Genomic DNA, 24,839 nt, shown 5'->3' with positions numbered 1-24,839 from the left:
ATTGCTTATTTTTCCTCAAATTCAACAGCCATATCATCATGAAAACCAAATAAGTATGTGAAAATAAATCCAGCGACATATGCAATAAAGAGTCCGATTAAGTAAAGAAGCATTTGATGTGTGTGAACAATAAAGGTTAATGGGAGACCTGATACACCAATCGCCTTCGTTGCAATTTGGAAGTAGGCTTGAAATGCGCCGCCGATTCCAGCGCCAAGACAAGCAGTGAGAAATGGCCGTCCCAGAGGGAGTGTGACACCGAAAATGAGTGGTTCACCAATGCCGAGCATCCCTGAAGGAAGTCCACCTGCGATGGCTCTTTTGAGTTTTTTCTTTTTTGTTTTCATATAAATGGCGAATGCCGCACCGACCTGTCCTGCACCGCCCATAGCGAGGATTGGCAAAAGCGGGTCATCTCCAATGGAATTAATGAGTTCCATATGAATTGGTGTCAGTCCTTGGTGAAGTCCTGTCACAACAAGTGGAAGGAAGGTCGCACCAAGAACAAATCCAGCGAAGATTCCGCCCATATTTAATAGATAAGTTAATCCTGAGGTGATGGCATCCGATATAAATCCGCCGACTGGCATGAAGACAACGTACGTAAAAATGCCTGTAATGAGTAGTGTGATGGTTGGTGTGACGATGATATCAAGTGATTGCGGGACGAAGCGTCTAATTCGGGTTTCCACAAGTGCCATAAAGATGGCGGCTAGAAGAACACCGATGAGCCCGCCTCTGCCTGGTAGAATATTTGTGCCAAATAACATAATGTCTGCGGAGGCTGGGTTAATAATGAGGATACCAGCTAATGCGCCTAATGCAGGAGAGCCTCCAAACTCCTTTGCGGCATTTGATCCGACTAAAATACCGAGATATGCGAACAAGCCTGAACCAATAACGGTTAAAATGATCGCTGCTTGAGACTTTTCATCGAGCCAGCCTGCTTGCACGATTGCTTTCGTAATCCCTGTAATAAGACCTGATGCAACGAGTGCCGGAATGATAGGAATAAAGATGCTGGCAATCCGTCGTAAGAACAGCTTGAACGGTGTGCGGTTCTTTTGTGAAATGGCTTGCTTGTTTTTTTGTGCTTCATTGTTTAAATCATAAGAGCCAGAGGCATTTAGCAGCTGTTCAAACGCACTTGATACTTGGTTGACAACACCTGTACCTAAAATGATTTGAAGCGTTTCTGCCTCAACGACACCAATGACGCCATCGAGTTCTTTAATTGCTGTGATGTGAACTTGTTCATTGTCAATCGGTGTAATTCGGAGACGCGTCATACAATGTGTATGGGAAGAGATGTTTTCAGAACCACCACAGAGAGAAAGAATGTCTTTCGCCAACTGCTGATATTTCGTTTGATGACTCATGTTGAATCCCCCTTTGATTTTCGTTTCATGGAGCGGATGGCATGTCTTGTCTTGTCAATATATTGCGCTGTCTCTTCATATTGACGGGAAGCTAAGCTGAGGAACAAGACATCAATTAAGTAGAGCTGTGCCATTCTAGAGGAAGTGGCTGCACTGCGAAAAGGTGCTTCATTGGAACCGGACGTCGATAGGTGAACATCACTTAAGGCAGAAACGCTTGTTTGACCAGGATGCGTTAAGGCAATGGTTTTCACTTGATTGTCTTTTGCGAGCTGAAGGGCTTGAATGATGTCTAACGTTTCTCCTGAAAAGGATATACCGAACACGATGTCATTCTTTCCTGCATTTGCGATGACCGTTGATGCGATGTGCATGTCAGTGAAGGCAGTCGCTGCATAATTGATTCTGAGAAATTTCTGCTGGGCATCCGCTGCGACGATGCCAGATGCACCGACGCCGATAAAATGGATTTGGTTTGCATGCAGCAGTAATTGAACAGCTTTTTCTAATGCTTCTGCATTTAAAATAGAAGCGGTGTCCTTAATCGATTGAATCGAGTTTCCTGCTGTTTTTTGAATAATGGATTGAAGCGGTTCATCTTGTTCGATATCACGATAGCCTTGTTTATCGTCGTGCATCAAGTCTCCAGCGATTCGCATTTTTAAATCGTGATAGCCATCTAGCCCGAGAGATTTACAAAGGCGGATGACAGCAGAGCTGCTTGCTCCGGCTGCCTGACTGATCTCGTGTACTGTGCTTTTAATGACTTTGTCAGGATGGGCAAGGATATAGTCTGCAATGATTTTTTCAGATTGGGGGAGCTTTGCTTTCATTGTGTGTAGTAGGGTGAGTCCACCTGCTGACATGAGCTCTGCCTCCTTTAGGATTGATGATGAGAGATGGCTTTGTCGATATGGCCATTCGCTTTGTTGAGTAAATCCTTGGCTGTTTTTTTGTCTGTGTTTGTTTGGAGCATGACGATGGCGGTTTTGACTTCTAAGTCTGCTGCTTCAAGAGTCTTCACGGCTTGTTCATAGGAAGCGTTTGTCACATGTTGAATGATGGTGATGGCGCGTTCTTTTAATTTATGATTGCTGACTTTTACATCAACCATCAGGTTTTCATATACTTTACCTTGTCTGATCATGACAGAGGTGGAAAGCATATTTAAAATCATTTTATGAGCGGATGCGGCTTTCATTCGTGTTGACCCAGTGATGGCTTCTGGTCCTACAATGACTTCAATGGCGCAGTCTGCCAGCTCGCTAATTTCTGCTTGTTCATTGCAGCTGAGGGCTACTGTTTTTGCGCCGATGGATTTAGCGTAGTTTAAAGCGCCGATGATGTAGGGTGTCCTGCCGCTGGCGGCGATACCGACGACCGTATCTTTTGATGTCAGGTGAATGTGTACTAAATCCTGTTTGCCGGCTTCTTCACTGTCTTCCACATCTTCGGCAGCATGTGAAAAAGCAGAGTCGCCGCCTGCCATGATACCGACAATCACATCAGGTGAGACGCTATAGGTAGGGGGACATTCAACAGCATCCATCACGCCAAGTCTGCCGCTTGTCCCGGCTCCTAAATAAACGAGTCTACCCCCATTTGAAATGGATTCATAGGCGAAGTCACTTGCTGTTTTGACATGTGGTAGGACACGGTTCACTGCTTGAGCGACCTTCATATCTTCTTCATTGATCAGCTGGAGTATTTCGAGCGGATCTGCTTGTGATATTCCCATTGTGTTAGGGTTTCTTGATTCTGTTGTCAAAGAACGCAATTGAGATGGCTGCATGCGACATTCCTCCTTATTTCTTCATTTTCAGTATATTCAGTGTGATATGAAATTTCAACATTATATTTAAATATTGAAATTATATTTCACTCGAAACGTTGTGCTAACTGGAGGTAAATAATTAGAAAATAAAAAAAATAAAAATCCCCTTTACAAAAGGGGGACAACCTGTATATAATAACTTTTGTCAGCTTCACGGAAACAGCAAACTTGACAAACTGGCCCGTTGGTCAAGCGGTTAAGACACCGCCCTTTCACGGCGGTAACACGGGTTCGAATCCCGTACGGGTCACCATGATGTGGAGGATTAGCTCAGCTGGGAGAGCATCTGCCTTACAAGCAGAGGGTCGGCGGTTCGAGCCCGTCATCCTCCACCATATGCCGGTGTAGCTCAACTGGTAGAGCAACTGACTTGTAATCAGTAGGTTGGGGGTTCAAGTCCTCTTGCCGGCACTGTTTTTTCTTTATCAATTCCATATGTGGAGGGGTAGCGAAGTGGCTAAACGCGGCGGACTGTAAATCCGCTCCCTCCGGGTTCGGCGGTTCGAATCCGCCCCCCTCCACCATTTTTGGGCTATAGCCAAGCGGTAAGGCAACGGACTTTGACTCCGTCATGCGTTGGTTCGAATCCAGCTAGCCCAGTTAAGACACCTTTTTCAAAAAGGTGTCTTTTTTTATGTTGGCAGACGGAATGTATAACTATTCAAAATATTGTTGAGTTGAGTCAGAAGGCATCGAGAAAGTAAAATATAAGCATGAACGGAAAGGGGATGTACATATGGGAGATCAAAAGAAGGTCACGATTGTCGGAGTTCCGATGGATTTGGGTCAAATGAGAAGGGGCGTCGATATGGGACCGAGTGCGATTCGGTGTGCAGGCGTAAAAGAAAAATTGGAATCGCTTTCATTTGATGTGGAGGATCTCGGCGATATTTTGGTTGAACAAAGAGATGATGAGAAAGGTTTATATACAAGTGAAAAGCTAAAAAATTTAACGGAGAATGCTAGTGCGAATCAGCTGCTAGCTGAGAAGGTTGACAGTATTGTGCAATCAGGCTCATTCCCGCTCATTTTAGGCGGTGATCACAGCATTGCGATAGGAACACTTGCGGGGGTAGCCAAGCATTATGAAAACTTAGGTGCCATTTGGTATGATGCACACGGTGATTTAAATACAGAGGAAACCTCTCCTTCTGGAAATATACATGGTATGCCGCTTGCAGTCAGTCTCGGCCTTGGGCATGCTGATTTAACGAACATTGGTGGTTATTCCCCTAAATTGAAGCCTGAGAATGTTGTTATAATTGGTGCTCGATCCTTAGATGAGGGAGAGCGGGCATTGATTAGAGAGAAAGGCATTAAAGTGTATACGATGCATGAAATAGATCGTTTAGGGATGACAAGGGTGATGGAGGAAGCCATTTCATATTTAAAGGAAAGAACAGATGGTGTCCACCTGTCGCTTGATTTAGACGGACTAGATCCAGCGGAGTGCCCTGGTGTAGGAACTCCTGTGGCGGGTGGCATTAGTTACCGGGAGAGTCATCTTGCCATGGAGCTTTTAGAGGAAGCGGGTATTTTGACTTCAGCTGAATTTGTTGAGGTGAATCCGGTATTAGATGAAAAAAATAAAACAGCCGAGGCAGCTGTTGCGTTGATTGGTTCGTTAATGGGCGAAAAGCTATTGTAGAGCGGGACTTGTTCCCGTTCTTTTTTGTTTTGGAGAAATTTAAGGATATATTAAGGTTTTTACCGGTGGATATGCGTAACACGCTGTCAAAAATTTGTTACACTATTTTTTAGAGGAGAATGAAACCTTTTGGAAAGAGATTCGTATACATAAAGACCGGTGAAGGCAGAGGTTGAATATACTATGGACACAATGATTAAAAAGAGAATTAAGCAATTGAAAAAAGGCGACCAGAACGCATTTGCAGACATCGTAGACCTGTATAAAGACAAAATTTATCAGCTGTGCTACCGTATGCTTGGGAATGCACACGAAGCAGAGGATATTGCACAGGAGGCGTTTATTCGTGCCTATGTGAATATTGAAAGCTTTGATGTGAATCGTAAGTTTTCTACGTGGCTGTACCGCATTGCAACCAACCTGACCATCGACCGTATTCGCAAAAAAAAGCCGGATTATTATTTAGATGCAGAGGTGGCAGGAACAGAAGGACTGAATATGTATTCTCAAATTGCTGCTGATGGCATTTTGCCAGAGGAAGAGGTGGTGTCTCTTGAATTATCGAGTACCATTCAGCAAAAAATTCTAAGATTACCCGATAAATATCGTTCGGTCATCGTATTAAAGTATATTGATGAACTCTCGTTAAAAGAAATTAGTGAGATCCTAAATATACCCGTTGGTACGGTGAAAACGAGAATACACAGGGGTAGAGAGGCTCTCCGGAAACAGTTGAGAGACCTTTGAGTGAGGTGATTTTGATGAGCTGTCAGGAAAAAATCGTCCTGCTTATGCATCAGTATTTAGACGGGGACATTGAGCCCCAAGACGAAAAAGAATTAAAAAGCCATCTGCAATCGTGTGAGGAGTGCCGTACTCATTTTCAACAAATTGAGAAATCCATCGCGCTTGTGCAGAGTACATCTCATATAGAAGCACCAACTGATTTCACTGCAAAGGTGATGGCAGGTCTTCCAAAGGAAAAAAAGCGTGTGTCGATTCAAAGATGGATCAAAGCTCATCCGCTGATGGTGGCCGCTGCCCTCTTTCTCATTTTGATGGGAGGCAGTCTGTTTACAAGCTGGAATACCGATCATAATTTCAGTGTGTCAAAACAGTCGAATCTCGTCGTTGTAAATGATACAGTGACCGTACCTAAAGGGGAAACCGTAAAAGGTGATGTCACTGTCAAAAATGGCAAGCTGATTGTAGAAGGCAAGGTTGATGGAAATGTCACCGTCGTCAATGGGGAACAGCTGACTGCTTCTGCCGGACAAGTCACTGGTCAAATTAATGAAATTAATGAAGTGTTTGATTGGATTTGGTACAAAATGAAATCCACAGCACAAAATGTGATGCGGGTCATTGGACCAGAGGAGCAAAAGTAATCATACGGGTCGAGAGCAGTCTCTTTATGGGGCTGCTCTTTTTCTATATTATAGGTCAGAATGTATGCGAACTAGCACGCCAGCCATATATGGCAACTGTTTTCCTTGCTGAAACAAAATGTGGTATAATAGCCACGCTATGTATTTACACATAGTCTCTTTTTTTATTAAAAATGCATCAAACGAAGAATAACTGAAAATTCTGGAGGACGAGGAAATGGCTTTAGGGGATATTCCTTTTTTGCAGTACCTCGGTAATGCTGTTGATGTTCTCGTTGTTTGGTATGTGATATATAAATTAATGATGGTCATCCGCGGAACAAAAGCGGTTCAGCTTTTAAAGGGAATTGTGGTCATTGTTCTTGTCAGGATGGGAAGTGCGTATCTCGGTCTTAACACACTTCAATGGCTGATGGATCAAGCGATTACGTGGGGATTCCTTGCGATCATTATTATTTTTCAGCCAGAGCTAAGGAGAGCGCTTGAGCAGCTTGGGCGCGGCCGTTTCTTCTCAAGAAGCGGGACACCTGTAGAGGAACAGCAGCAGAAAACGATCGAGGCAATTACAAAAGCAATTAAATATATGGCAAAACGCAGAATCGGCGCGCTGCTGACAATTGAGCGTGATACTGGGATGAATGATTACATAGAGACTGGAATTCCTTTGAATGCAAAGGTGAGTTCAGAGCTGCTCATTAATATTTTCATTCCAAATACACCGCTTCATGATGGTGCTGTCATTATGAAGCGTGATGAGATTGCAGCTGCGGCTTGTTATTTACCGCTGTCAGAAAGTCCTTTTATCTCTAAGGAATTAGGGACGCGACACAGGGCGGCAGTCGGAATTAGCGAAGTGACAGACAGCTTGACCGTCATCGTTTCTGAGGAGACAGGCGGCATTTCTGTCGCAAGAAATGGTGATCTCCACCGAGAATTGACAGAAGAAGCGCTTGAAGAAATGCTGATTGCTGAATTTAGTAAGAACAGCAAAGATGCTTCCTCGACCAAATGGTATTGGAGGGGCAAGAAAAATGGATAAGATTTTGAATAATCGCTGGGCCGTAAAGCTTCTTGCATTGGTCTTCGCTTTATTGCTGTATGGTGCAGTCAATTCAGCGCAAGCGCCCACGCCGAAAAAAATCGGTGAATCCTTTTTCCCAACATCGACGACAGATGAAGCAACTTTAACCGACATTCCTGTTAAAGCGTATTATGACGACGAGAAGTACGTCGTCACTGGTGTGCCGCAGACAGTCAATGTGACGATTAAAGGGTCAACAAGTGCTGTGAAAACAGCAAGACAAACAAAGAATTTTGAAATATACGCAGATATGCAGAATTTATCGACAGGTACACATAAAGTGGAGCTGAAGGCAAGAGATGTATCAAAAGGGCTCACACTATCGATCAACCCATCTGTGACGACGGTGACGATACAAGAAAAAACAACAGCAGAATTTCCTGTTGAAACTGAATTTTATAATCAAAATAAAATCAAAGATGGCTATTCACCTGAACAGCCTATTGTGAATCCGAAAAAAGTCACAGTCACTGGTTCAAAGGACGTAATCGACAAAATTTCTGTCATTAAAGCATTTGTGAACCTAGAGGATGTCGATCAGCAAATTGAAAAGGAAGCGAAGCTCACTGTGTATGATAGCAGCGGGAATGAGCTGCCAGTCGAATTGAGTCCGTCTGTGGTGAATATTACAGTTCCCATCTCAAGTCCAAGCAAAAAGGTTCCGTTTAAAATAGAGCGGACTGGCAGTTTGCCGGATGGGATCAGTATCTCAAGTATTGAGACAAGCCCGAGTGAGGTCACAGTGTACGGCTCTCAAAAAGTGCTGGATTCGCTTGATTTTATTGATGGCGTTAAGCTGGACCTAAGCAAGATCAAAGATGATACCGAGATTGATGCCGACATTCCCCTGCCAGATGGTGTGAAAAAGGTATCGCCCGAAACGGTTAAAATCAAGGTGAAGGTTGCAACAGCGCAAGAAAAAAAGATCGATAATGTACCGATTTCTGTCGTGGGTCTGAGCAAGGATCTCACCTCTGATTTTGTGAGCCCATCTTCTGGACGTCTCACGTTAACAGCAAAGGGATCAAAGAGTGCGATTGATAAACTAAAGGCTTCAGATGTTGAAGCCTATATCAATGTTGGGGACTTGAACGAAGGAACACATGAGGTCACAATTCAAGTGAACGGTCCTCAAAATGTGACGTGGACATTATCGAGATCAAAGGTCAAAGTGAAACTGACTTCTACTGAGACAGAAGATCAGCCAGCGTCTACGAATGATCGCAAGGATCCATCTTCTGATGACGATGATCAGGATGAGAAGAGTAAAGAAGAATCCACGCAAGATAAAGCAAAGAAAGAATCAAGTCAAAGACAGCGGATCAAAGAAGATAAAAAAGAGGACGAAGCGTCCTCTTGAATGGTAAAAAAGGAGCGATTGAAACATGGGCAAGTACTTTGGAACTGATGGTGTAAGGGGTGTGGCGAATAGCGAATTAACGCCAGAGCTCGCATTTAAAATTGGGAGATTTGGCGGCTATGTGCTCACGAAGGATAAAGAACGTCCAAAGGTACTCGTTGGACGAGACACACGTGTATCCGGTCATATGCTAGAAGGAGCGCTCGTTGCAGGCTTACTTTCAATTGGCGCTGAAGTGGTGCGTCTAGGTGTGATCTCAACACCTGGTGTGTCTTATTTAACGAAGGCAATGGACGCAGAAGCGGGTGTCATGATTTCTGCTTCTCACAACCCAGTTCAAGACAACGGAATTAAATTCTTCGGCGGTGACGGCTTTAAGCTGTCTGATGAACAGGAGAATGAAATTGAGCAGCTGATGGATCAGCCGGTCGATCAATTGCCACGCCCAGTTGGAGCGGATCTTGGAACGATGAATGACTACTTTGAAGGTGGTCAGAAATACTTGCAATTCTTGAAGCAGACAGCGGACGAGGATTTCACAGGTATTCACGTGGCGCTTGACTGTGCTCACGGTGCAACCTCTTCTCTAGCGACACATTTATTTGCGGATTTAGATGCTGATGTGTCCACAATGGGAACATCACCAAACGGATTGAATATCAATGATGGTGTCGGCTCAACTCATCCAGAGGCACTTTCTGCTTTTGTGAAGGAGAAGGGTGCAGATATTGGTCTTGCGTTTGATGGTGACGGAGACCGTTTAATTGCTGTCGATGAAAAAGGTGATATTGTAGACGGCGATCAAATTATGTACATATGTGCACGTTATTTGAAGGGTGAAGGCCGATTAAAGGATGACACTGTCGTATCCACGGTCATGAGTAACCTAGGTTTTTATAAAGCACTGGAGAAACAAGGCATTAAGAGCATCCAAACCGCTGTTGGTGACCGCTATGTGGTTGAAGCGATGAAAAAGGATGGGTATAATGTCGGCGGTGAGCAATCAGGCCATTTGATTTTCCTTGATTACAATACGACAGGTGATGGCATGCTTTCTGCGATCATGCTTGTCAATACACTCAAAGCAACAGGAAAAACATTGTCAGAGCTTGCAGCTGAAATGGAAAAATTCCCGCAGCTTCTAGTGAATGTGAAAGTGTCCGATAAATATAAAGTGGAAGAAAATGAAAAAGTAAAAGCAGTGATTCAAGAGGTCGAAAAAGAGATGAACGGTGATGGCCGTATTCTTGTTCGTCCATCTGGAACAGAGCCGCTTGTACGCGTGATGGCAGAGGCGAAAACAAAAGAGCTGTGTGATGAATATGTGACTAGAATTACCGCTGTTGTGAAAGAGGAAATGGGTATCGAGTAATAGATGAAAGCAAATCGCCAGCGGCGGTTTGCTTTTTTTTCGAATAAACGTCATAAATGGATGGATTTGTACGAATCTTATAAGCGAGGGCAATTTGCTGCCTTCATACATAGGAGAGCACATCAAAGGTAGAACATGACAAGCCTCATCGCATATAGTGTATGGAGGTCTCACTTTCTTGAGCGGGATCACCCGCTAAATTGTGATTGACGGAGGTCAGACCTTATAGTACAATCATCCTTGTGTTATTGGATTTTTATTCTATCAGGAAAGGCAGGGTAGATGTTCAGCAACTCTCTTATAATTATAGCGCCCGAACTAAGCGATCGGACGAAAGATGCTTAGTTGACGAGGATGGAGGTTATCGAATTTTCGGCGGATGCCTCCCGGCTGATCAAAAAAGAGATCACAGCCGTAAGTGTTTCTTTAAAGCAAAGAGGTGACTCTTTGTACAAAGGGAATACACATGATCTCCCAAATTAAACATGTAGAGAGGGACGAAGAAATGTCCCTTCTATTTTAGTAGGCTTTCTTTGTCCCTTTCACATGATCGGGAGGAAGAATATTTATGTGTGGAATCGTAGGTTATATTGGTCAGAATGATGCGAAGGAAATCTTATTAAAGGGTTTAGAGAAGCTAGAGTACCGCGGGTATGACTCAGCAGGTATCGCTGTGGCAAACGAAGAAGGCGTGCATGTGTTCAAAGAAAAAGGACGTATCGCTGAGCTTCGTGAAGTTGTTGATGCAAATGTAGCATCTTCAGCTGGAATCGGACATACACGCTGGGCAACACACGGTGTACCAAGCCATCTAAATGCGCATCCGCATCAAAGTGCTTCTGGCCGTTTTACGCTTGTTCATAACGGTGTCATCGAGAACTATGTACAATTGACACGTGAATATTTACAAGACGTCACACTAAAAAGCGACACAGATACAGAGGTTGTTGTTCAAGTTATCGAACAATTTGTGGACAGAGGTCTTGATACAGAGGAAGCTTTCCGTCAAACGCTTCTTCAACTAAAAGGCTCTTACGCAATTGCCCTTTTCGATAACGAAAACAAAGAAACAATCTATGTGGCGAAAAACAAAAGCCCATTATTGGTTGGTTTCGGAGAAGATTTCAACGTTGTAGCTTCTGACGCAATGGCGATGCTTCAAGTAACAAACGAATATGCGGAATTAATGGATAAAGAAATGGTCATTGTCACTAAAGACGAGGTGATCATCAAAAACCTTGACGGTGATATCATGACACGTCCTTCTTATATCGCTGAGCTAGATGCAAGCGACATCGAGAAAGGCACATATCCTCACTACATGTTAAAAGAAACGGATGAGCAGCCGCTTGTCATGCGCAAAATCATCCAAGAATATCAAGACGAAAACGGCAAGCTGTCAGTCGCTGGCGATATCGCAAGCGCAGTAGCAGAAGCAGACCGCATTTACATCGTGGCTTGTGGAACGAGCTACCATGCAGGGCTTGTTGGTAAACAATATATTGAAGACTGGGCGAAAGTACCTGTAGAAGTCCATGTAGCAAGTGAATTCTCTTACAACATGCCGCTTCTATCGAAAAAACCGTTGTTCATCTTCCTTTCTCAATCTGGGGAGACTGCGGACAGCCGTGCTGTACTTGTTCAAGTCAAAGAGCTTGGTCATAAAGCATTAACGATCACAAACGTACCAGGGTCTACGCTTTCTCGTGAAGCAGACTTCACATTGCTTCTTCATGCAGGACCAGAAATTGCAGTGGCTTCAACAAAAGCTTACACAGCACAAATCGCTGTTCTTGCGATCCTTGCATCCGTTGCAGCCGAATTAAATGGTCAATCTCTTGACTTTGATCTTGTGAAAGAGCTTGGGATTGTAGCAAACGCAATGGAAGCCCTTGTCGATCAAAAGGATGAAATGGAACAAATCGCTCGTGACTTCTTCACAGTGACACGTAACGCATTCTTTATCGGAAGAGGACTTGACTACTATGTGTGCCTTGAAGGTTCACTGAAACTAAAAGAGATCTCTTACATCCAAGCAGAAGGATTTGCCGGTGGAGAACTCAAACACGGCACGATTGCTTTAATTGAAGAAGGCACACCGGTCATTGCCCTTGCAACGCAAGAGCACGTGAACCTCAGCATTCGCGGTAACGTCAAAGAAGTCGTTGCACGCGGTGCAAACCCATGTGTCATCTCACTAAAAGGCCTAGAAGACGAAGGCGACCGTTTCGTCCTTCCAGCTGTACACCCAGCACTTGCACCACTTGCATCTGTTGTACCATTACAGCTCATCGCTTACTACGCAGCACTTCACCGCGGGTGTGATGTGGATAAACCACGTAACCTTGCGAAGAGTGTGACGGTGGAGTAGGGTTTAAATTAATTCAGACTTTTGATACCCCTTTAGATATAATTATCTAAAGGGGTATTTTGTGTCTAAAGAGCTAAATAAAATGAAAGATAGATTCGATAAGATCGTACATGTTCAAGGGAGCGGAATCATTATGAGTGAATATTTAAAAAAGGAAAAATGGGGAATTACTTTTTTCTTAATCATTTATATCGCATTATTTATTAGCTCTTATTTGTTGATTGGTGGTCCTGCTACCGTCGAAGGACCGATTTGTGTATTTCTAGGATTCTGTTTCGTTCAATTTCTTAAATATAGATCTTTCAAAAAAGATGCAGGTAATAAAAAGGAAATAGGCATACTAAGAGAGCGGCATCTAGAGAAGGCCATACAGCTTGAATATTTAAAAAAGAAAGAGAGAAAATCACATGACCAAACCTAAAATCTATACAATGAGCTTCGCAAAAGTCTATCCTCTCTATATCGCAAAAGCAGAGAGAAAAGGACGAACAAAGGCTGAAGTCGATACGATTATTTGTTGGTTAACAGGGTACAGTCCGGAAGAGTTACAGGAACAGTTGAACAAACAGATAGACGTTGAAACCTTTTTTTCTGAGGCTCCTGAGCTTCATCCTTCCCGCAGCTTAATCAAAGGGGTCATCTGTGGTGTTCGAGTGGAGGATATTGAGGAAGAAACCATGAAAAACATTCGTTATCTGGATAAGCTAATTGATGAATTAGCGAAAGGAAAGAAGATGGAAAAGATTTTGCGAGGTTCATCATAAACATCTATAACACGTAAGCCCAGTAAAGGTGCCTTCACTGGGCTTTTTTATATCTTATAGACCACTCGATCGATAAAAATAAAATCCATTTGAACGAATTCACTCTTCATGTCGTCAAAAGAAGTGATATCAAAACAAATTGGTTATGAAAAAGGAGTGGCGTGGATGGATATGAAGATGATTTTACCTCTCGTTTTGCTGCAAGCCATTTTAATGGTGATTGGTTTGTTTGATTTGCTGAAAAGAGATCCATCGAGGGTCAGAGGAGAAGTGAAGTGGGTTTGGGCTTTGGTGATTGTGTTTGTGGCGAGTGCCGGCCCTATTGCGTATTTCATTTTTGGTCGTAAACAATCTTAGTAGGGGGGATTTGCTTGAATATGCTGGAGTGTCAAGGGCTGACGAAATCGTATGGTCGGCATGAAATTTTAAAAAACGTTTCGTTTTCTGTTGGGGAAGTTGGTTGTGTCGGTTTTTTAGGAGCCAATGGAGCGGGGAAGACAACGACGATTCGGATTTTGACGGGGCTTGCTCGTCCTACGTCTGGCGTCGTGAAGGTGGCGGGTATGGATGTGACAAAGGACATGGATGACATCAGTCATGTGATTGGATATTGTCCGCAGCAGCCTGCATTTTATCAGGACATGACGGGGCAGGAGTGGATGCATTGGGTTGGCGGGTTATTTCAATTAGAGAAAAACATCATTCGCTCCAAAACTGAGGAGCTGTTGAAGCTTTGCCGTGTGTATGAGGCGAAGGATCGTGCCATTGGCAGCTATAGTGGAGGAATGAAGCAGAGGCTCGCCATTGCACAGGCGCTCATCAACAGCCCGAAGGTTCTTATTCTAGATGAACCTGTGTCCGCACTTGATCCGATGGGGAGAAAAGACGTCCTGACTTTGATTGAGCGTTTAAAGCATGAGATGTTGATCTTTATGTCGACCCATATTTTAGATGACATTGAAAGGGTGGCGGATCATATTATCATGATCAACAGCGGAAAAATTGAAATGTCCTCTTCCATGAAACAGATCAAAGAAGACTATATTCAGCCAGTGATTGAATTTCAATTAGAACAAAAGAATACGAAATTAGTGGCTTTGTTAAAAGAGCAGGATTGGATGGAGGAATGCATTGAGGCAGGGGACGGTTATCAGGTGCGAGTGAACGATCAACAAATGGCGTTGAAGGAGCTGCCTGGTCTCATCACTGAAACTGGCGGTGTTCTCCTCCATTATCGACTATCTAAGCTGACGCTTGAAGATATTTTCATGAAGGTTGTGAATGCATGATGATGCTGAAAAAGGAATTTAGGGAGTTATTCACTAGTTATAAAATTTTATTTGTGCCGATCATTTTTACGATTTTAATGATCACACAGCCTATTACGCTCAAAATGCTGCCGGATCTTTTATCGAAATCAGCTAATTTACCTGAAGGGTCCACATTTTATATACCAGAGCCTAGCGCTGGTGAGGCTTTAGCGAGTGCATTGAGTAAGTTCGATTCGCTTGGTGTTTTTATTCTCATTATGATTGTGATGGGGACGATCGCTGGAGAGCGTGCCTCTGGGGTGACTGCGATGATTATGGTGAAGCCGATCAGTCGAATGAGTTATTATGTCTCAAAAATATGTGCCTATGCTGGTTTGACCTTGTTTAGTTTGGTGGTGGCGGTGCTTGCCTCCGTTTATTATGTGGACATTCAATTTGGGCATCTGGATTGGGTCAATGTGGTAAAAGGAACACTTCTTTATTATCCAAATTTATTGCTGATTGTGGTATCGACCATTTGTGCTTCGGCGTTCTTTACGCGTTCCGTCACAGCCGGCGGTGTATCGCTTGTGATCAACCTTATTCTATTTACCGTTCCTTCATTTTATGAGGATACATTAGGGAAGTTTGCGCCTAAAGGCGTGACAAGTGCGGCCGAGGAGATGATTCATAGAGGGACTTATTCGGATCAGGCGCTTACAAGCTTTCTAGGTGTATCGGTATTGATTGGTTTCTTTTTTCTCATCGGATGGTTTCTTTTTAGGAAACAAGAATTGTAGGTTGATGTACCCTTTGGAGCAGCTCGAATTAGCGTTAGAGAATGTGAAACGGAATGTAGAAGCGGCAGATATGGCCGTGGAAGATATAACGAAACTAGTATTTTATCTCGTGGGAGAGTTCGATGCTGCGAGCAGAAAACGAATCATGGGTCAGTTTTTAGGGGATCATCTGCCTTGACGATGGTTTATGTGGTGGCCCTGGCTTCTCCTGCTTTGAAGGTAGAGGTGGATGCTTGGGCGGGTCAGGAGATGGGTTTGGGTGATGGGGCGGTTTGAGGGAATAACTGTTTAATAGATAAAGGATTAGGATACTGTCGCCTAATCTTTTTTTATTTTGTACATGATATATTTTCTTAATCCGTTGTACATAGAATAGATTACCTCATTCCTATTACCTTGTTATTCTCTATATGGTAATATTAGGGTAAGTGGTTAGTGGGTCTAATGACATTCGCTTTTCATCTTATAACACACCATAGAAAGCAAAATCACTCTAATACAAGGGAGAGATTCGATGCCATTCATGGAGGTTCAGAATATAAGCAAACGATACAGTAATGGTGATGGGATAGAGGGCCTGTCATTTTCCATAGAAGCAGGAGAAGTTGTGGCGCTGCTTGGGCCGAATGGCGCCGGGAAGACGACAACGATTCGGTGTTTAACGGGTCTATATAAACCAGATGGAGGGGAAATTCTCATTGAGGGTTTCCCGCCTGGTCATTCCCATGTCCAAAAACAAGTAGCTCTTATTCCTGATCAGCCGTATTTGTATCCAGACTTAACGGCTGCTGAACATGTTCAATTCCGTGCGCGAGGATATCATAAAGGTTTAAAACAGATCAAGGAAAAGGTATATGGAGCGTTGAAAGAAGTACATATGGAAAAAAAGATGAACGAACTGTGCGGAAGGCTGTCAAGAGGTCAAAAGCAGCGTGTCGTCTTAGCAGGGGCCATTGTTCAAGATGCCTCCCTTTTTATATTAGATGAACCGACTGTCGGGTTAGATATTCCGTCAAAACAGTGGCTGTCGGATTGGCTGAGACAAAAAAGCAGTCAAGGTGGGTCGGTCTTTGTGTCGACTCATAGTCTGGAGTTCGTTCTTGATACGGCCAGCAGGGTGGTATTGATTCGAGACGGTGCCATCATGAAGAATATGGATGTTCCTCAATTAAAGGAAGAACAGATTGAGTGGAGTGCAGAAGTCATTCAACTTCTGGGGGAGTGGTCAAGTGAATAACACACTCTCCCTTTTATGGATGAAATCTCAAAGGCGCTTGATCAGTAAAAATCAAGAAAAGAAAATGCCTTTTGTGATCTTACTTCTTTTCATTGCGGCAATTGGTTTTCAGCTAAGCGCAGTTTCAAGTATGGGTGATTGGAATACGGTTGCAGCTGGATGGATCATTGTCTGCTTGTTTGTTCTCTATACGGGGTTTGGCTTGTTTACAAATCGGCTCCCTAGTCAAATGAACGATATCATTTGGTTATATGGAAATGGCGCTTCTCTATGGACAGTTGTCATCAGTGTATGGTTGTATCACATTTTTTGGCGAGGGGCTCTTCTCATTGTCTCTGCTGTGGCTGCGGATCTTCTTCTGTTTTTTATGACGCAGCAGTACCCGTTTCTGCTTGGAAAATCACTCATCCTGACAGGGCTGTTATGTTTGATCGAAACTTGGATGATTGCGATGTCTTGTGCTAGAACCATTCGAGTATACAAGTGCCTGCTCTTACTCGGTTTTGTATTGATGTTTGGCTTCTTTGCACTGCTTGTTTTGAATCAATTCATGATGAAACAGCCCTTCTTGATGAACATTGCTGATTCTTTGATGTTTCAAGCTGGACGTATGATCGAAGAGTTCTCTATTCTTTCTTTCTTCATCTTTATTGGAGTAATGTTCCTATCTTTCATGATGATGTACAAGGCTAGTCATCGTTTAGAGATGAAGGAGTCTTTAGTCAAGGAGGCAGTATTTTGGGAGGAATTTGAGGGGAATCATATTCAATCAAGTCCAATCGTTCAAAAAAAGGGCAAGACGTGGTGGGGGCTTCCGTCATTAACGGGCAGCTGGGCTTTTCTTTGGATTGAATTATTGCTAATAAAAAAGTATGCGACCTTCCATTTGTTATCTACCATGCTGTTAATTGGTACTTACTATGTCATCCTTACTTATTTTTCGGATTGGCTGAATCTATTCTTGATCGTCATCGCCGCATCAGTTCTTTTTAGTTCATATTATGCAGGGATTGTAAGACACGCACAAACAGGAGTGCTCTATCTTTTTCCAGGCGCTTTATATCAAAAAATCATTCTGTTAGAAGTGTTTCAAACCTTTTGGCTGTATGCGTTCTACTTGATTTCACTTTATTTGGTTGAGATTCAGGATGTATTGTATTGGACCTTATTTGGTGGAGGAGTTTATATATGGTTTTTGGCCATACGGCTCTTTGCCTTTATGCAGCCTCTGAGACGAGAAAGAAGTTTTGCTTTGGCCGCCTATTATCGATCATTGCTATTTGCGTCTGTGATCAGTGCTGTGGTCATTATTAGCATTCATCTGTTCACTGATGGCTTGTTGACAGCAATTGTATCCCTAGTGGCTGGAGCAGGATTTTATGTGCTTTGTTATCGATACCGTGCGGTTCATTAAAAAGAGGAGTTGATTGTCAATGAAACCAGAAAATAAGCTGTCTCAATCAGTTCAACAATTGGCAAATACAAATGAAGTAACGATCGTTCAAGCAATAGGGGAATTGAGAAAGTTCGGAAAAGATGCAGTGCCCGTCCTTGTTGAGGCTTTAAAAGAAAAAGGGTCTTTGCGGAACATTGCAGCAGCTGTACTTGGTGAATTTGGAGCAGATGCGGGAGAAGCAGCTGAGCCGCTAGCAAAGCTATTAGAAAGTGACGAAGAGGATACAAGAATGGCCGCTGCCATGTCACTCATGAGGATTGGACAGCCCAGCTTGCCATTCCTTCTGGCACTGGCTAAACGTTATGAGGGACCTACTTGTTTCTGGGCATCATGGTGTATCTCTTGGATTGATCCATCAAAAATTGAAAAAAACATGTACGAGTGCTTAAAACAAGAACAAGAAAATCCAACAGGCAGCGTCACTCCTTTTGCTGCAGAGGAAGCATTAGGGAAAATTATCGCTTTTCAGCTAAAGGAAAAGGAGGATGAATAGTGGAAAAGCAAAAACTCAATTGGCCTGAGCACCTTCCGTGGATTCATCCTTCAGATCAAAGGAAAAGTTAGAAAAACATTCAATTGGTTAGTAAGTGTAAGGGAGGAGAGAGTGTTGTTTCTATCAAACAAAGAATTAAAAAGAAACGCGGTTTTTTTCGCAGGGGTTGGAGCGGTTTTGTTGATTTTAATGATATTGAAATGGTTTTCGATTTCTGCAGACTGGGAGTTGGCGTTGATTTTTTTCGGATTGGGGATTTTGTTTTATTTGAAACGTGTGGTGCGGAAAGAAGAAGGAAATCATCATTCATAATTCATCAGTAAGATACCTAGAATGTATATTCTAGGTTTTTTTATTAAATTTACCTTAAAACACATGTTTTTACACGGGTGTAGAGACCAATTTTTTGAAAGTGTGGTAGGATAAATATGCTTTTATATTTTCCGAAGGAGCTGTCGTGTTGAAGGGATCTAGGGTTGAGTTCATTGATAGTTTGCGTGGTTTTAGTTTATTAGGTATTTTGATCGTGAATATGCTTAATTTTCAATATGATTATGATTTTGAGAAAATGTTTGATTCGAGTTTTTGGGGGCAGGAATTTGGTGTTTATGTAACGGAAATTTTGTTCCAGGGGTCATTTTATCCGATTTTCTCCTTTTTGTTTGGGTATTCTTTTATCAAGCTGATTGAATCGACGAAGGCCAAGGGGCTGAATACGAATGCCATTGTCGTCCGCCGTGGTTTTGGTCTGATTGTGCTTGGAATGCTGCATTTAATCTTCATTTGGAATGGCGACATTCTTCTCTATTATGGAGCTTGTACGTTTTTCCTAATGATGTTTATAAACAGCCGAATCAAAACAGTGTTTATATGGTCGGGTATTTTAGGTGCCTTATCTTTAGTGATTTATCCATCTCTAATGAATTTTATTTACGGAAATCCTGATTTATTAACGAATGTATATGGGACTGGTACATATGGCGATATTGTATTGAGCCGGATTACAATTGAAGATGATATGGTAATCGTCTCCATCATTATGGCAATTGTGACACTTACTATGACACCAATTTTAAGTCTTCTCTATGCTCCTATCATGATCGGTCCATTTGCACTGCTTGGCATGGCAATCGGGAAAAAAGGTCATTTGACAGAAGAAGATCGAGGCATGGCTTATCGTAAAGGCTGGGTTTGGATGATTATCATCGGGCTTGCTTTAAAATGTGCGACGTTTATCGATGCTCCTTGGAGTGAAATGGTGTTGACGTTAGGAGCCTATGTCCTGACGATCGGTTATATTCAAGCCTTTATTGTTTTTTACTATTCAAAGGCTGCTCAAGGGTTGAAACGTCTGCTTGCAGGGCTTGGCCGTTTGTCTCTATCAAACTATTTGGCACAGTCGATTATTTGTACAACGATTTTCTATTCTTATGGACTTGGTCTATTTGGACAATTGGGGTCAATGTTTGGGCTGCTGCTAGCTATCGGGCTGTACACAGCACAGCTGTTCATCAGCTATCTCTATTTGAAAAAATGGAGAAGAGGTCCTGTGGAGTGGCTTATGGGAAAATGGGTATATTGGAAATAAAGCATTTTGTTAAAGAACCGCATGGCTTAAGGGCTGTGCGGTTTTTTAATTGCATTTTACTTTAAAAAATGAGGAGAACATTTTTTAAAATAGTTGAATATTCTTTTAGTGTGTATATAATGTATATATAGTATATATACATTATTTTGTTCCAACTATCTGAAAAAAGAGGTTTTTATATGCAGATTACGATTTCAAACCACTCTAAGGAGCCCATTTATGAGCAAATTACGAATCAAATCAAATCGATGATTTTAACGGGGGAGCTGGCGGAAGGCTCGGCACTGCCGTCTATTCGAAAGCTGGCGAAGGATTTGCAAATTAGCGTCATCACAACAAAGCGAGCATATGAAGAGTTAGAGAAGGCAGGATTTATTTATTCGATTGTAGGCAAGGGATCATTTGTTGCGGAACAAAACCTAGAGGTCATGAGAGAGAAAAAATTGAAGGTGATTGAGGATCAGCTTGGAGCGGTTGTCATAAACGGCAAGGAATTAGGCTTATCTTTTGATGAATTGCAGCAGTTATTAAAGTTCTTGTATGAGGAGTGAGAAGAGTGGAGCATGTGATTGAATTCAAAGGAGTATCAAAACGATTCAAGGACTTTTCAGTTAAGAGTCTCGATTTGCAGGTCAAGAAAGGCTTTGTTACAGGGTTTATTGGAGAAAATGGAGCTGGTAAGTCGACCACCATTAAAATGATCATGAATTTGTTAAAACCAGATTCAGGTGAGGTCAAGATTTTCGGATTAGATTATCACACCCATGAAAAAGAGATTAAGGAACGAATCGGCTTTGTTTACGATGCCAACGTTTTTTTCCCAGGTTTGAATTTAAAAGACATTAAAAGGATTGTGGCACCAGCTTATAAACGCTGGGATGACCGTCTTTTTCATCAATATATTGAACAGTTTGGCCTGCCCCTGCATAAAGCAATCAAAACATTCTCAAAAGGGATGCAGATGAAGGCGTCACTTGCGATTGCGCTATCACATCATGCAGAGCTGATTATTATGGATGAGCCAACAGCCGGTTTAGACCCAGTTTTTAGAAGAGAGCTGTTAGGAACGTTACAAGAGTTAATGATTGATGAGAACCGGACCATATTTTTCTCAACACATATGACAACAGATTTAGACCGGATTGCGGATTATATTGCGTTTATACAAAATGGACAATTGGTCTTTCAACAGTCGGTTCATGATGTAGCGGAGAATTATGCGCTGGTGAAGGGAAGCCTGGATTTGTTGGATCGAGACACAGAAAAGGCTTTTGTCCATATTCAGCGTACAGCAGCAGGGTTTGAAGCATTAACAGATCGGATCGGTGAAGTGAATCATATTTTTGGAGACGCTGTTGTGATCGAACCGGCGTCGCTTGAGGATATCATGTTTTATTTGAAAGGCGGGGTGGCGCATGTTTCATTTAATGAAGCGTGATGTGATTTTGCAGAAAAAGCAGCTGATTATTTTTCTTCCGTTTATCTTATTTTTTATTCTCATGGATGCGCATCCGGCATTGATTTTTCTAGTCGCTAGTTTCTTCATACCTTTTAACACATATGCGTACGATGAGAAGGCAGAAACGAATATTCTATTAAACTCTTTGCCTTATACACGTAAAGAAATTATCGCATCACGTTATCTTGGTGCCGTTTTCTATATGATTATCGCAATCGGGCTGACAAGTGCTGCTTTATTTGTTTTTGGGAAGCTGTTTTCGCTGACGGATATTGCGATTGGCAGCGGGCTGTTTTTATTGTTTGCGGCGTGTACGTTTCCATTGTTTTATATCTTAAAACCTGGCTATATCACAACCGCAGTGATCATTGGCTTTATCCTATTATCTGCTATGGGACCGCCTGTTGTTGCCTATTTAGCAAAGCAATTCAGTGCAATCACTGATTTTATCATGAATTTATCGATACCTATTTTATATACTGGGTCAGCTGTGCTGATTATGCTTATCTACCTGCTGTCTTGGGGGCTTTCTACTGCTATTTATCAAAGGAAAGCGTTCTAGGAAAAATAGCTGAATCTATTCAAAGTAGATCATGACCGCAATTATGATCAAGTAGAGGTGAGCGAGATGATGTATAGTCTGTCACGTAAGAGACGATTTCCTATTTTGAGTCGCATTTGATGGATGAGCTGTATTAAGGCAGGTGCCTGAAATAGTGGGATATTCTCATTTTCATTTCAATATGCGATTGTTTTAGATATCCCTTCTCACAGTGAATCCATTCATTTTGGTGTCTTGCTCAGCGGCAAGGGAACGGTATGGGCAGATGGGTTTCGATTTGAGGAAGTGAATGAGAAGACACCTACAACCAATATGGTGGAGGATTCTGCATTGCCAGATGTTCCAGTGAATTTACAGTTTGAGCTTGAGGAGACCGTGTGAGCGGTCTTTTTTATTTTATATAAAGAACCTATATTGACAGTTTATCATGAAGTAGATTAAAATACATACCAACGGTCGGTATGTAAAAGGAGGCGTTTCATTTGGCCAGAAATAAATATCCAGAAAAGACAATCCAGCAAATTTTAGATGTGTCGACGAAGCTGTTTCAGGAAAAAGGATTTGAAAAGACGAGTTTGCAGGATATCATCCATGAATTGAACATGTCTAAGGGTGCTATTTATCATCATTTCAAATCGAAGGAAGAAATATTACGTGCCGTGATGGATCGGCAATTTCGTCATGCGACAGAGAAGCTTGAAGATCTGATTGAGCATACAGAGGCAGTTCATGCAAAAGAGAAGCTGCAGCTTATTTTAGAGAAGCTTGTGGCAGATCCACAGTCTCACTCAATTGATGGAATCTTAGTTGATCAGATCAAAAACCCGCAGTTTGTGGTGGAAGGGATGAAGGCAGGAGTAAATCAGGATGCGCTTAAAATTAAAAGGCTCATTCTAGAAGGAATTGATGATGGTTCGATGAAGACTGCTTTTCCTGGTGAAGTGGCAGAAGTGTTTATGCTTCTCGTGAATATATGGCTGAATCCAACACTATTTGCTCGTGATGAGCAGGAAACTAGTCAGCGTTTGCTGTTTTTACAACAGATGATGAAAGGGCTTGGAGTGGATGTAGTGAGTGATCTATTTATTCAAAAGGTCACAGCGCATTATGCTGGAATTGGTGGATATGATCAGCCTGGAACCTAAATGGTCAGATAAGAGACAAAAAGAAAAATTCATTTCATAGGAGGATGCCTTATGCTTCACTTCATAAAACTTGAGCTAAGAAAAAGCCATATGAAACATTATATTCAAGCTAGTATGATTGCAAGCATTGTACTGCTGGTGTTTATTTATTTTGTCGCGTTTGTTGCACAGGTTGAACAGGAAATAGGTTTTCAGCAATATCCGAATATCTATTTGTTGACCAGTATAGTATGGATGATCTTTTTTTCGATCGTCACAGCCTTGATGTATTGTCGAGTGATGGTGACTGCATTGAAAGAGCATGAACCTCATTCATCAAGTCTGAAAGCATCACTCCTTTCGAGAATGGTCTGGATGCTGTGCTTTTCTACGTTTGCAATGCTGTGTAGCATCATTCCCTCATTTGTTGTGTTTAGTGTCACTGAAACGTTCTTCCCCCTTGTTCAGGATGCGCTGACAGCTGATGTGATGTTCACTGTGATCAAAACGTACCTAGTGTTTACTTGTTGTATCAACGGTATTGGCATGATTGCGATGAGAGTGGGGTTAATGAAGAAATCTACCTCCATGACCATTCTGACTGCGATTGTTCTATGTGCTGTTTTAGGAAACCTATTAATTGCTTTTTATGGAAATGATCAAATGAATTTCATTCTGTCAGGAGTCATGATCGCAGCCGTTCTCATTGTGATCTTGGAATTATGGGGCAGTATCATCCGGCTTCAAGAGAGATGAGCCGCGTTGAAAAAAGGAGGGAGACATTGTGGAGCATACGGTTCGAATTGAAGAATCGGTCGTAGAATTATCGCTGGATTGGCTATTGGGAGAGGTGCGTATTCATCATCATGATCATCCTTATCTATTCATTCGTCAAACGACCAATCAAGCTTTTCCCCAACGTTATTTGCTGCATCATCAGGTAAGAGATGGACGGCTGGTCATTCAAGATAGACGAAAAAAAATACTCAGCTTAGGGCTTCACCTTTATAAAACCGATGTAGCTATTTATCTTCCTAAACAACAATTACAGTCCATATCTCTTCGTTGTAAAGGAACAAATCTTCAGGCAGAGAGGCTGAAGGTGGAAAATGTCTCTTGTCATTTAACTTCTGGAAAGACGATGCTATCAGGTGAAATCAAACATCTCCATTTAGAGACAGTAGGTGGACTTATTTCTAGTCGGCAGCTGGTCGCGCAGAGATTATTACTGCACGCCACATCGTCAAAAGTTGAGTTGACGGGTGCTTTTTTGGACGTTGATCTGCATGTAACAGGTAGAAGGATACAGATTCATTCTACAAACATGCTAAATTCACTTAAGTCTACTTCAACTGGAGCATATGTCAAAGTGGAGATACCGGAAAATGATGGGTTTACTTGTTATGTAAAGAAAAGATCCGGTGCTTTTCGGAATGACTTTTCTTGTCATCTAGAGAAGGGCAAAATGGTGCATAAAAATGGACTACGATCCTTTGAGATTGATATAAGAGGCGGTCAGTTTCTAATAAGTCATAAGCATTGAAGTGACTTTCACTCGTTGATTCAATATATCAATATAAAACAATTTGAATCTCTTTTATCGTCGGAATATTTCGATAATAGTGTTTTCCTCAAAAAAACAATTGTTTTTTAAGGGTAGATTTATTATGATA

Annotated in this window: 26 protein-coding genes, 5 tRNA genes and 2 pseudogenes; 30 read left to right on the top strand and 3 right to left on the bottom strand. The window is 42.2% G+C overall.

The genetic code is table 11. The features are described 5' to 3' along the window. Nucleotides 1-5: 5 nt before the first annotated feature. The 3 genes from C6Y03_RS12540 to murQ are packed head-to-tail and all read right to left on the bottom strand — an operon-like array spanning nucleotide 6 to nucleotide 3,171. On the bottom strand, nucleotides 6-1,379 hold the full coding sequence (locus C6Y03_RS12540; RefSeq protein ID WP_106039407.1) for a PTS transporter subunit EIIC: 1,374 nt from the start codon (nucleotides 1,377-1,379) through the stop codon (nucleotides 6-8). Beyond that, nucleotides 1,376-2,245 (bottom strand): MurR/RpiR family transcriptional regulator, encoded by an 870-nt coding sequence (locus tag C6Y03_RS12535; RefSeq protein WP_060595393.1) that lies wholly within the window; start codon nucleotides 2,243-2,245, stop codon nucleotides 1,376-1,378. The genes C6Y03_RS12540 and C6Y03_RS12535 overlap by 4 nt, the downstream gene beginning before the upstream one ends. A gap of 14 nt (nucleotides 2,246-2,259) precedes the next feature. Further along, nucleotides 2,260-3,171, bottom strand: a complete 912-nt coding sequence (gene murQ, locus C6Y03_RS12530) for an N-acetylmuramic acid 6-phosphate etherase (RefSeq protein WP_106039406.1) — start codon at nucleotides 3,169-3,171, stop codon at nucleotides 2,260-2,262. A 220-nt stretch (nucleotides 3,172-3,391) separates the two neighbouring features. On the opposite strand from murQ, the gene C6Y03_RS12525 reads away from it, so the two are divergent. The 30 genes and pseudogenes from C6Y03_RS12525 (at nucleotide 3,392) to C6Y03_RS12380 (ending at nucleotide 24,709) form a co-directional block, all read left to right on the top strand. Further along, a tRNA-Glu gene (locus C6Y03_RS12525) sits at nucleotides 3,392-3,466 on the top strand. 6 nt (nucleotides 3,467-3,472) lie between these two features. Beyond that, a tRNA-Val gene (locus C6Y03_RS12520) sits at nucleotides 3,473-3,548 on the top strand. Between the two features lie 3 nt (nucleotides 3,549-3,551). Then, nucleotides 3,552-3,624, top strand: a tRNA-Thr gene (locus C6Y03_RS12515). Between the two features lie 28 nt (nucleotides 3,625-3,652). Then, nucleotides 3,653-3,737: transfer RNA gene (locus tag C6Y03_RS12510), tRNA-Tyr, on the top strand. A 4-nt stretch (nucleotides 3,738-3,741) separates the two neighbouring features. After that, a tRNA-Gln gene (locus C6Y03_RS12505) sits at nucleotides 3,742-3,813 on the top strand. Nucleotides 3,814-3,949: 136 nt separating this feature from the next. Then, nucleotides 3,950-4,861 (top strand): arginase, encoded by a 912-nt coding sequence (gene rocF / locus C6Y03_RS12500; protein ID WP_060595395.1) that lies wholly within the window; start codon nucleotides 3,950-3,952, stop codon nucleotides 4,859-4,861. A gap of 183 nt (nucleotides 4,862-5,044) precedes the next feature. Next, nucleotides 5,045-5,608 (top strand): RNA polymerase sigma factor SigW, encoded by a 564-nt coding sequence (sigW, locus tag C6Y03_RS12495; RefSeq protein ID WP_003217112.1) that lies wholly within the window; start codon nucleotides 5,045-5,047, stop codon nucleotides 5,606-5,608. A gap of 14 nt (nucleotides 5,609-5,622) precedes the next feature. Next, nucleotides 5,623-6,249 carry an anti-sigma-W factor RsiW gene (gene rsiW / locus C6Y03_RS12490; RefSeq protein ID WP_106031854.1) on the top strand — a complete coding sequence of 209 codons (627 nt, stop codon included), beginning with the start codon at nucleotides 5,623-5,625 and terminating at the stop codon, nucleotides 6,247-6,249. 217 nt (nucleotides 6,250-6,466) lie between these two features. After that, nucleotides 6,467-7,288, top strand: a complete 822-nt coding sequence (gene cdaA / locus C6Y03_RS12485; RefSeq protein WP_106039405.1) for a diadenylate cyclase CdaA — start codon at nucleotides 6,467-6,469, stop codon at nucleotides 7,286-7,288. Then, nucleotides 7,281-8,690 (top strand): CdaR family protein, encoded by a 1,410-nt coding sequence (locus tag C6Y03_RS12480; protein WP_060595398.1) that lies wholly within the window; start codon nucleotides 7,281-7,283, stop codon nucleotides 8,688-8,690. The genes cdaA and C6Y03_RS12480 overlap by 8 nt, the downstream gene beginning before the upstream one ends. Before the next feature lie 25 nt (nucleotides 8,691-8,715). Next, entirely contained in the window at nucleotides 8,716-10,062 is a 1,347-nt protein-coding gene (gene glmM, locus C6Y03_RS12475; RefSeq protein ID WP_106039404.1) for a phosphoglucosamine mutase, read from the top strand. A 568-nt stretch (nucleotides 10,063-10,630) separates the two neighbouring features. Beyond that, nucleotides 10,631-12,433 carry a glutamine--fructose-6-phosphate transaminase (isomerizing) gene (gene glmS, locus C6Y03_RS12470; RefSeq protein ID WP_060595399.1) on the top strand — a complete coding sequence of 601 codons (1,803 nt, stop codon included), beginning with the start codon at nucleotides 10,631-10,633 and terminating at the stop codon, nucleotides 12,431-12,433. Nucleotides 12,434-12,494: 61 nt separating this feature from the next. Further along, a complete protein-coding gene (locus C6Y03_RS12465) occupies nucleotides 12,495-12,854 on the top strand; it encodes a hypothetical protein (RefSeq protein ID WP_106039403.1) in 360 nt (119 codons plus the stop codon). Then, the gene (locus C6Y03_RS12460; protein WP_106039402.1) at nucleotides 12,841-13,197 is read left to right on the top strand and encodes a DUF2200 domain-containing protein; all 357 of its coding nucleotides are present in this window, start codon (nucleotides 12,841-12,843) and stop codon (nucleotides 13,195-13,197) included. The genes C6Y03_RS12465 and C6Y03_RS12460 overlap by 14 nt, the downstream gene beginning before the upstream one ends. A gap of 165 nt (nucleotides 13,198-13,362) precedes the next feature. After that, nucleotides 13,363-13,554: a PLD nuclease N-terminal domain-containing protein gene (locus C6Y03_RS12455; protein WP_034664414.1), complete on the top strand. Its 192-nt coding sequence runs from the start codon at nucleotides 13,363-13,365 to the stop codon at nucleotides 13,552-13,554. 14 nt (nucleotides 13,555-13,568) lie between these two features. After that, nucleotides 13,569-14,486 carry an ABC transporter ATP-binding protein gene (locus C6Y03_RS12450; RefSeq protein ID WP_106038464.1) on the top strand — a complete coding sequence of 306 codons (918 nt, stop codon included), beginning with the start codon at nucleotides 13,569-13,571 and terminating at the stop codon, nucleotides 14,484-14,486. Further along, nucleotides 14,483-15,247 (top strand): ABC transporter permease, encoded by a 765-nt coding sequence (locus C6Y03_RS12445; protein WP_106039401.1) that lies wholly within the window; start codon nucleotides 14,483-14,485, stop codon nucleotides 15,245-15,247. Before C6Y03_RS12450 ends, C6Y03_RS12445 begins: the two co-directional genes overlap by 4 nt. 10 nt (nucleotides 15,248-15,257) lie before the next feature. Beyond that, a pseudogene (locus C6Y03_RS12440) lies at nucleotides 15,258-15,523 on the top strand (RidA family protein); the annotation flags it as partial. A 238-nt stretch (nucleotides 15,524-15,761) separates the two neighbouring features. Further along, nucleotides 15,762-16,484: an ABC transporter ATP-binding protein gene (locus C6Y03_RS12435; protein WP_106031868.1), complete on the top strand. Its 723-nt coding sequence runs from the start codon at nucleotides 15,762-15,764 to the stop codon at nucleotides 16,482-16,484. After that, on the top strand, nucleotides 16,477-17,898 hold the full coding sequence (gene skfF, locus C6Y03_RS12430; RefSeq protein ID WP_106039400.1) for a sporulation killing factor system integral membrane protein: 1,422 nt from the start codon (nucleotides 16,477-16,479) through the stop codon (nucleotides 17,896-17,898). The genes C6Y03_RS12435 and skfF overlap by 8 nt, the downstream gene beginning before the upstream one ends. A gap of 19 nt (nucleotides 17,899-17,917) precedes the next feature. Continuing rightward, entirely contained in the window at nucleotides 17,918-18,433 is a 516-nt protein-coding gene (locus C6Y03_RS12425; protein ID WP_060595408.1) for a HEAT repeat domain-containing protein, read from the top strand. A 114-nt stretch (nucleotides 18,434-18,547) separates the two neighbouring features. After that, nucleotides 18,548-18,745 carry a hypothetical protein gene (locus C6Y03_RS12420; RefSeq protein WP_106031871.1) on the top strand — a complete coding sequence of 66 codons (198 nt, stop codon included), beginning with the start codon at nucleotides 18,548-18,550 and terminating at the stop codon, nucleotides 18,743-18,745. A gap of 148 nt (nucleotides 18,746-18,893) precedes the next feature. Beyond that, nucleotides 18,894-20,021, top strand: coding sequence for a DUF418 domain-containing protein (locus C6Y03_RS12415; protein ID WP_106031872.1), 1,128 nt, complete (start codon nucleotides 18,894-18,896; stop codon nucleotides 20,019-20,021). A 179-nt stretch (nucleotides 20,022-20,200) separates the two neighbouring features. Beyond that, a complete protein-coding gene (locus C6Y03_RS12410; RefSeq protein ID WP_106031873.1) occupies nucleotides 20,201-20,572 on the top strand; it encodes a GntR family transcriptional regulator in 372 nt (123 codons plus the stop codon). Nucleotides 20,573-20,577: 5 nt separating this feature from the next. Then, nucleotides 20,578-21,459 carry an ABC transporter ATP-binding protein gene (locus tag C6Y03_RS12405; RefSeq protein WP_106031874.1) on the top strand — a complete coding sequence of 294 codons (882 nt, stop codon included), beginning with the start codon at nucleotides 20,578-20,580 and terminating at the stop codon, nucleotides 21,457-21,459. Continuing rightward, a complete protein-coding gene (locus C6Y03_RS12400; protein ID WP_106039399.1) occupies nucleotides 21,437-22,042 on the top strand; it encodes an ABC-2 transporter permease in 606 nt (201 codons plus the stop codon). The genes C6Y03_RS12405 and C6Y03_RS12400 overlap by 23 nt, the downstream gene beginning before the upstream one ends. Before the next feature lie 177 nt (nucleotides 22,043-22,219). After that, nucleotides 22,220-22,423: pseudogene (locus tag C6Y03_RS12395) on the top strand (AraC family transcriptional regulator); the annotation flags it as partial. Between the two features lie 131 nt (nucleotides 22,424-22,554). Next, complete coding sequence (locus tag C6Y03_RS12390; protein ID WP_106031892.1) at nucleotides 22,555-23,187, top strand: TetR/AcrR family transcriptional regulator; 633 nt, start codon at nucleotides 22,555-22,557, stop codon at nucleotides 23,185-23,187. Nucleotides 23,188-23,238: 51 nt separating this feature from the next. After that, entirely contained in the window at nucleotides 23,239-23,922 is a 684-nt protein-coding gene (locus tag C6Y03_RS12385; protein ID WP_106039398.1) for a bacitracin ABC transporter permease, read from the top strand. A gap of 28 nt (nucleotides 23,923-23,950) precedes the next feature. Further along, entirely contained in the window at nucleotides 23,951-24,709 is a 759-nt protein-coding gene (locus tag C6Y03_RS12380) for a DUF4097 family beta strand repeat-containing protein (RefSeq protein WP_106039397.1), read from the top strand. The last annotated feature ends 130 nt before the right edge of the window (nucleotides 24,710-24,839 follow it).

This window comes from Bacillus sp. LNXM65 (assembly GCF_002998575.1).
In the GTDB taxonomy this organism is placed as follows: Bacteria; Bacillota; Bacilli; order Bacillales; family Bacillaceae; genus Bacillus.
The sequence above is the reverse complement of the archived record's forward strand: the minus strand, read 5'-3'. Positions and strand labels throughout refer to the sequence as shown.